This is a genomic window from Pseudomonas sp. B13(2017) (genome assembly GCF_002113245.1).
GTDB lineage: Bacteria > Pseudomonadota > Gammaproteobacteria > Pseudomonadales > Pseudomonadaceae > Aquipseudomonas > Aquipseudomonas putida_Z.
Genome location: NZ_NEJX01000032.1, coordinates 24,611 through 30,753, shown reverse-complemented (window position 1 = coordinate 30,753; position 6,143 = coordinate 24,611). Strand labels below are relative to the sequence as shown.

Here is a 6,143-nt window from a genome sequence, read left to right as displayed (position 1 = left end):
CCCGAAAGCTGGCCAGAATTGCATTCGCCTTGATGAAGACTCAAGGCGAATACATGAGCAAAGGGGGCAAAAAGCATTGCCCACAACCATAGAATCTCCCACAGGGGATTGCGCCAACTTTTAGAATTTGAGCAAGACAGTTGCTCCCACAGGGTATGCGGACCGCTTGCGAATTCGGCTCTCTACGCGACAGCGCAGCCCAAAGGGCTTTCCGCTATCCAGCTGTCATCTGACTGCAACGAATATTCAGCAACCTTTCTGCCATCTCCCCGTGCCTCATTGCGAGTTCGAATGGGCCATCCCGCGCTGCATCTGCCACAGGACCACGACCTGTTCGGCCTGCTCTACGCCTTCGCCTTCCGCCCTGGCCAGCCGGGGCGCGAAATCGATTCGGCGCAGTTGTTGCGCACGCTCGGCCAGCCGCTGGAACCTGGCGAGTTTCTGTGGGTGCACCTGAACCTGGCCCACGCCGCGTGCGAGCGCTGGTTGCGCACCCACCTGCAGTTGCCCGAAGCCTTCTTCGAAACCCTGCGCGAAGGTTCGCGCTCGACCCGTATCGAACACGCCGACTCGGCGCTGCTGGCGGTGGTCAACGATGTGGTGTTCAACTTCGGCCTGGTGTCCTCGGACATCTCCACGCTGTGGGCCTGCGCCAGCAGCCAGTTGCTGGTGAGCGCTCGATTGCAGCCGTTGCATTCGGTGGACAAGCTGCGCTCGTCGGTCAAGCATGGCGAGCGCTTTCATTCGTCCATCGAGTTGCTGGTCCATCTGTTGCGCGACCAGGGCGATGTGCTGACCCAGATCGTGCGTGAAACCACCACCAGCGTCGACCGCATCGAAGACCAGTTGTTGTCCCAGCGCCTGAGCGACAACCGCGCCGAACTGGGCAGCATGCGCCGGGTGCTGGTGCGCCTGCAGCGCCTGCTGGCGCTGGAGCCGGGGGCGCTGCTGCGCCTGCTCAACCGGCCGCCCGACTGGCTGCAGGAACAAGACATACGCCAGCTGCGCGCGGCCACAGAAGAGTTCACCCTGGTGATCAGCGACCTCACTGCCCTCGGTGAGCGGATCAAGCTGCTGCAGGAAGAAATCGCCGCCAAGCTCAACGAACAGACCAACCGCACCCTGTTCACCCTGACCGTGGTGACCGTGCTGGCGCTGCCCATCAACATAATCGCCGGCTTCTTCGGCATGAACGTCGGGGGTGTGCCGCTGGCGGAAAACCCCCATGGTTTCTGGGTGCTGGTGGCCCTGGTGGCGACCTTCACCGTGCTGGTGGGGCGCTGGGCGTTTCGCAAGCGGCGCGAGTACTGAAGCGACGATCGTCGGTCAGTTCGCCTCCCGCACTGCACTGAGGAACGCCCGGGTCCGCTCCTGTTGCGGGTTTTCGTAGATCTGCGCCGGCGTCCCCTGTTCGTGGATCTGCCCCTTGTAGAAGAAGCACACCCGATCCGCGAACTCCCTGGCAAAGCCCATCTGATGCGTCACCATCAGCATGGTCAGGTTGTGCTCGCTGCCCAACCGGCGGATCACGTTCAGCACCTCGCCACACAGTTCCGGGTCCAGCGCCGAGGTCACTTCGTCGAACAGCATCACCTTGGGCCGCATCGCCAGCGCCCGGGCAATCGCCACGCGCTGTTGCTGGCCACCGGACAACTGCGACGGGTAATGCTCGAACTTGTTGCCCAGGCCAACCATCTCCAGCAGCTCCGCAGCCCGTTCGCGCGCCTCGGCCGGCTTCACGCCCAACACCTGGACCGGGGCCTCGATCACGTTCTGCAAGGCACTCATGTGCGGGAACAGGTTGAAACTCTGGAACACCATGCCGATCTTCGCCCGCACTTTGCGTACATGGCGCTCGTTGGCGATGAGCTGCGCGCCGTTGCGCCCTGGCATGTGGGTGAGCGATTCGCCATCGACTTCGATCATGCCCTGGTCGATGCCCTCAAGCGTCATCAGTACCCGCAGCAACGTCGACTTGCCCGAGCCGCTGGGGCCGATGATCGCCACCTTTTCGCCGGGGGCGACATCGAGGTTGAGGCCGTCGAGCACGGTAAAGCTGCCGTAGCGTTTGGTCACGTCCTTGAAGCTGACGATCGGTTGGGCAATGGCCGGTGTGGGCATGTGGGTGTCCAGCGGCTGGGTGGCGGTGGCGGTGGCGAAGTGGGTCACAGGGGCGATCATCAGCGGAGCTCCAGGCGCACTTCAAGGCGCCGAACGAGGTAGGCCAGAGCGACGCTCAAGGCCAGGAAGAACAGACCGACCAGGGTGATCGGCTCGAGGTAGCGGAAGCTTTCGGAGCCGACATTCTTGGCCTGCTGCATGATTTCCACCACGGTGATGGCCGACAGCACCGGGGTGTCCTTGAGCATGGCGATCAGGTAGTTGCCCAATGGCGGCAGGATCGGCCGAATCGCCTGGGGCAGGATGACTGCCCGGTAGGCGGTCCACGGCGCGAAGTTGAGGGCGACCACCGCTTCCCACTGGCTGCGCGCCACCGAGTCGAGGCCGCCGCGGTAAACCTCGGCCAGGTAACAGGCGTAGTGCACGCCGATACCGATGATGCCGGCCTGCATGGCCGTCATGTTGACCCCGTAGTTGGGCAGCACGTAGTAGAGGAAATACACCTGGATCAGCAGCGGCGTACTGCGGATGAACTCGATCAGCAATGCCACCGGCCACGACAGCCAGGCCTGGCGGCTGCGTCGGGCGATGGCCAGGAACAGGCCCAGCACCACTGCGATCAGGAAGCCAACCAAGGTGATGCCCAGGGTTTTCAGCGACGCCTGCAGCAAGTCGGGCAGGATTTGCGCGACGTAGTTCCAGTCCCAGAAATTCATGACAGGCTCCCCCGCAGGCGACCGCGGCTCAGGCGCCGTTCGACCCGACGCATGAGGAAGTTGATGACCTGCGCCAGGACGAAGTAGAGCAGCAGGGTGAGGCTGAAGATTTCCAGGGTCTGGAAGGTCGCCTGGTCCAGCTGACGGGCGCGGAAGCTAAGGTCCGACAGGGTGATCAGCGACACCAGCGAGGTGTTCTTCAGCAGTTCGATCAGCAGGTTGGTGCCAGGTGCGATGGCCGCCAGCAATGCCTGCGGCAGGATGATCCGCCGGAAGCGGATGGTGGCGGGCATGTTCAGCGCGGTGCAGGCTTCGTACTGCCCCTTGGCCACCGAGCTGATCGCCCCGCGCATCACTTCGGCACCGTAGGCACCGATATGCAGCCCGAGGCCGACGATGGCCACGGTGTAGGCGCTGAGTTCGAGGTTGAACGGTGGCAGCGGCAATACGAAGAACAGCCAGAACAACTGCACCAGCAACGAGGTGCCGCGGAACAGCTCGATGTAGGCCACGCACAGCCAGCTCAATGGCCGCCATGACGAACGCCGGCCGAGGGCGGCGAGGATCGCGGCGACGATGGCCAGCAGCGAGCCGAAGAAGGTGACCTGGATTGTGATCCAGGCGCCTTGCAGTAACAACGGTATCAATTCACCCATGGTTCGACCTGAATAATCGGATTACACAGGGAATGGCACGGCAAGCGCCATGCCACCTCGATTCACTGCTGGGCACAGAGCTCGGCGGCGGTCTTGTCAGTCACGTTGCTGCGGTCGAAGCCGAACGGCGCGACGGTCTTCAGATGCTCCTCGCTGCCCAGCCACTTCTTCATCTCGGCGTTGACCGCGTCGCGCAGGGCTTTGTCCTCGGGGCGGAAGGCCAGGGCACCGTAGCCGGTGTGGGCCGGGTCATCGGTGAAGTCGCTGATTGCCTCGACCTTGTCGCCACCCTTTTTCGCCAGGCCCTTCATGGTCAGCTGGGTGCCCACGGCAGCATCGGCGCGGCCGGCGCGCACGGCCTGCAACTGGGCGGTGGTGTCCGGCACCTGAAGGATCTGCGCATCTGTGATGCCGGAGTCGCGGGCATAGGCGAGGTTGACCGTGCCGGCCATGATCGCCAGCTTCACGTCCGGGTTCCTGGCGATGTCGGCGTAGCTGTGCAGGTTCTTCGGATTGCCCTGTGCCACCAGCAGGGTGTCGGGCAGGGCGTACTGCGGGTCGGTGAAGATCACCTGCTTGCAGCGTGCCGGGGTGATGTACATGCCGGCGGCAATCACATCGAAGCGCCCGGCGCGCAAGCCCGGGATCAACGAACCCCACTCGGTGAGCACGCCATCGACCTGTTTGATGCCCATCTTCTCGAAGATGATCTTGGCGATTTCCGGTGACTCCCCGGTTACCCGGCCATCGGTTTCGGTGAAGGCGAACGGAGTTTCGTTGGCGTAGCCGATGCGGATGTGGCTGGTTTCCTTGATTTCGTCCGGGCTGGCGGCCTGGGCGCTGGCAAGCACACCGAAGGTGGCACAGGCTATCAGCAGGCGCTGGAAGGGGCGTGGAACGTTGAAAGGCTGGCTCATCAATGAAGCTCCTGTTTGTTATAAAAACCGTCGTCGACGGCTCTGTGTTAGGAGGCAGTGGAGCAAAACAGCGAAAGCAGGTCGGTCTTTTGTTCGAAGCTGCCGGGCAGCGGGAGTTCGACCTTGGGCCGAGCATACAAAAGCTGAAACGGCGATGGCATTGCACTAGGACAATTGCCCGAAGCACTTGTACGGGGGATGCTGTGACCCTGGCCCCGGCAAGTGAAGCGAACATCATGATGCACAGTTGGAAGGCAGCCCTGGACGCCGCCCGCATCGGCGAGTCCAAATACAAGATCCTGGTCCAGGCCGTCACCGGCGAGATCGAGCGCGGCGTATTGGTACATGACCAGCGCCTGCCACCGCAGCGGCAGGTAGCCGATGCCCTGGGCATCAGCGTGCAGACCGTGACCAATGCCTACAAGGAACTGGAGCGCCAAGGCCTGGTGCGTTGCGAGATCGGCCGTGGCAGTTTCGTCAGCCGGCGCATGAGCGACCGTGTGTCGGATGACATCATCGACCTGCCCGAGCGTACCCTGGTCGACTTCTCCATCACCCGCATCCTGCACACCCAGGTGCATGAGCGCATCTGGCGCGACACCTGCGCCGAGCTGGCTTTGGAGGAGGAGCAGCCGTGGATCCATGCCTACCGGCCCATCGCCGGCTTCGAGAGCCACCGCGAGGCCGCGGTGCGCTGGCTTGCCGGCCTGGGCATGCAGGTCGAGCGTGACGATGTGCTGGTCACCAACGGCGCCGCCCACGCCATCTTCCTGGCCCTGGCCTCGCTGGCCGGGCCGGATGATGTGGTGCTGTGCGAGGGGTTGACCGACCATGGCGTGATCGGCAATTCACAGGTGCTCGGTTTTACCCTCAAAGGCCTGGAGATGGACCGCGAGGGTATCAACCCGGAGCATTTCGAGGACATCTGCAGCAACGAGCGGGTGACCGCGCTGGTGTGCACACCCAACCTCAACAACCCGACCGTCAGCCTGATGCCCGACAGCCGGCGCCAGGAGATTGCCGAAATTGCCCGGCGCTTTGGTGTGCATATCATCGAAGATGACGTTTACGGGCCGCTGCTGGGTGGCAGCCATGCCAGGCCACTCAGTTCCTATGCGCCGGAGCTGTCGTTCTACTGCACCAGCATGACCAAGTCGGTGCTTACCGGCCTGCGCGTGGGCTACCTGGCCATGCCCAAGCGCCTGGCGCTGCGCACCGAGAGCATCTTGCGGGTCAACAGCTGGATGGCCACGCCCTTGGTGGCGGAGATTGCATCGCGCTGGATCAACGATGGGCGCGCGGCGCAGCTGGTGGCGCTGCAGCGCACCTTGCTGGGCGAGCGTCAGGCCTTGTTGCGTGAGTACCTGGGGGATTATGTGCGTGGTCAGCACGCCCATGCCCTGGGGGCATGGCTGAACATTCCCGAGCGCTGGGAAGTGGACAGCCTGGTGCGTGCCTTGCGCCGCCGGCAGATTGCGGTGACGCCGCCGGAGCCGTTCCTGGTGCGCGGTACACCGCGGCCACGGGCCGTGCGCTTGTGCGTGGGCGCCGAGTGTTCCGAGGCAAAGTTGCGCCAGGCCTTTGGCGATATGCGGGAGTTGTTCGGGCAGTATCCGCAGATCCACGAACTGTAACTCTCCTGCAGCGGCCTCTTCGCGGGCATGCCCGCTTCCACAGGAATCGCTGTGCCAAACCTGTGGGAGCGGGCGTGCCCGCGAAGAGGCCGGTACAGG

The 6,143-nt window shown here is 63.6% G+C and carries 6 protein-coding genes; 2 read left to right on the top strand and 4 right to left on the bottom strand.

The features are described from left to right. Positions 1 to 291 precede the first annotated feature (291 nt). A complete protein-coding gene (locus CAG44_RS26285; RefSeq protein WP_024086247.1) occupies positions 292 to 1,311 on the top strand; it encodes a transporter in 1,020 nt (339 codons plus the stop codon). A 15-nt stretch (positions 1,312 to 1,326) separates the two neighbouring features. Here CAG44_RS26285 and ehuA read toward each other — a convergent pair whose 3' ends face one another. The 4 genes from ehuA to ehuB all read right to left on the bottom strand — a co-directional run bounded on the left by ehuA (position 1,327) and on the right by ehuB (position 4,410). Further along, positions 1,327 to 2,121, bottom strand: coding sequence for an ectoine/hydroxyectoine ABC transporter ATP-binding protein EhuA (gene ehuA / locus CAG44_RS26280; protein ID WP_075046875.1), 795 nt, complete (start codon positions 2,119 to 2,121; stop codon positions 1,327 to 1,329). A 59-nt stretch (positions 2,122 to 2,180) separates the two neighbouring features. Continuing rightward, entirely contained in the window at positions 2,181 to 2,837 is a 657-nt protein-coding gene (ehuD, locus tag CAG44_RS26275) for an ectoine/hydroxyectoine ABC transporter permease subunit EhuD (protein WP_003256382.1), read from the bottom strand. Continuing rightward, positions 2,834 to 3,493, bottom strand: coding sequence for an ectoine/hydroxyectoine ABC transporter permease subunit EhuC (gene ehuC, locus CAG44_RS26270; RefSeq protein WP_025337663.1), 660 nt, complete (start codon positions 3,491 to 3,493; stop codon positions 2,834 to 2,836). Before ehuC ends, ehuD begins: the two co-directional genes overlap by 4 nt. 62 nt (positions 3,494 to 3,555) lie before the next feature. Continuing rightward, entirely contained in the window at positions 3,556 to 4,410 is an 855-nt protein-coding gene (ehuB, locus tag CAG44_RS26265; protein ID WP_085693373.1) for an ectoine/hydroxyectoine ABC transporter substrate-binding protein EhuB, read from the bottom strand. 239 nt (positions 4,411 to 4,649) lie between these two features. On the opposite strand from ehuB, the gene CAG44_RS26260 reads away from it, so the two are divergent. After that, positions 4,650 to 6,044, top strand: coding sequence for a PLP-dependent aminotransferase family protein (locus CAG44_RS26260; RefSeq protein ID WP_085693375.1), 1,395 nt, complete (start codon positions 4,650 to 4,652; stop codon positions 6,042 to 6,044). Positions 6,045 to 6,143: the final 99 nt, after the last annotated feature.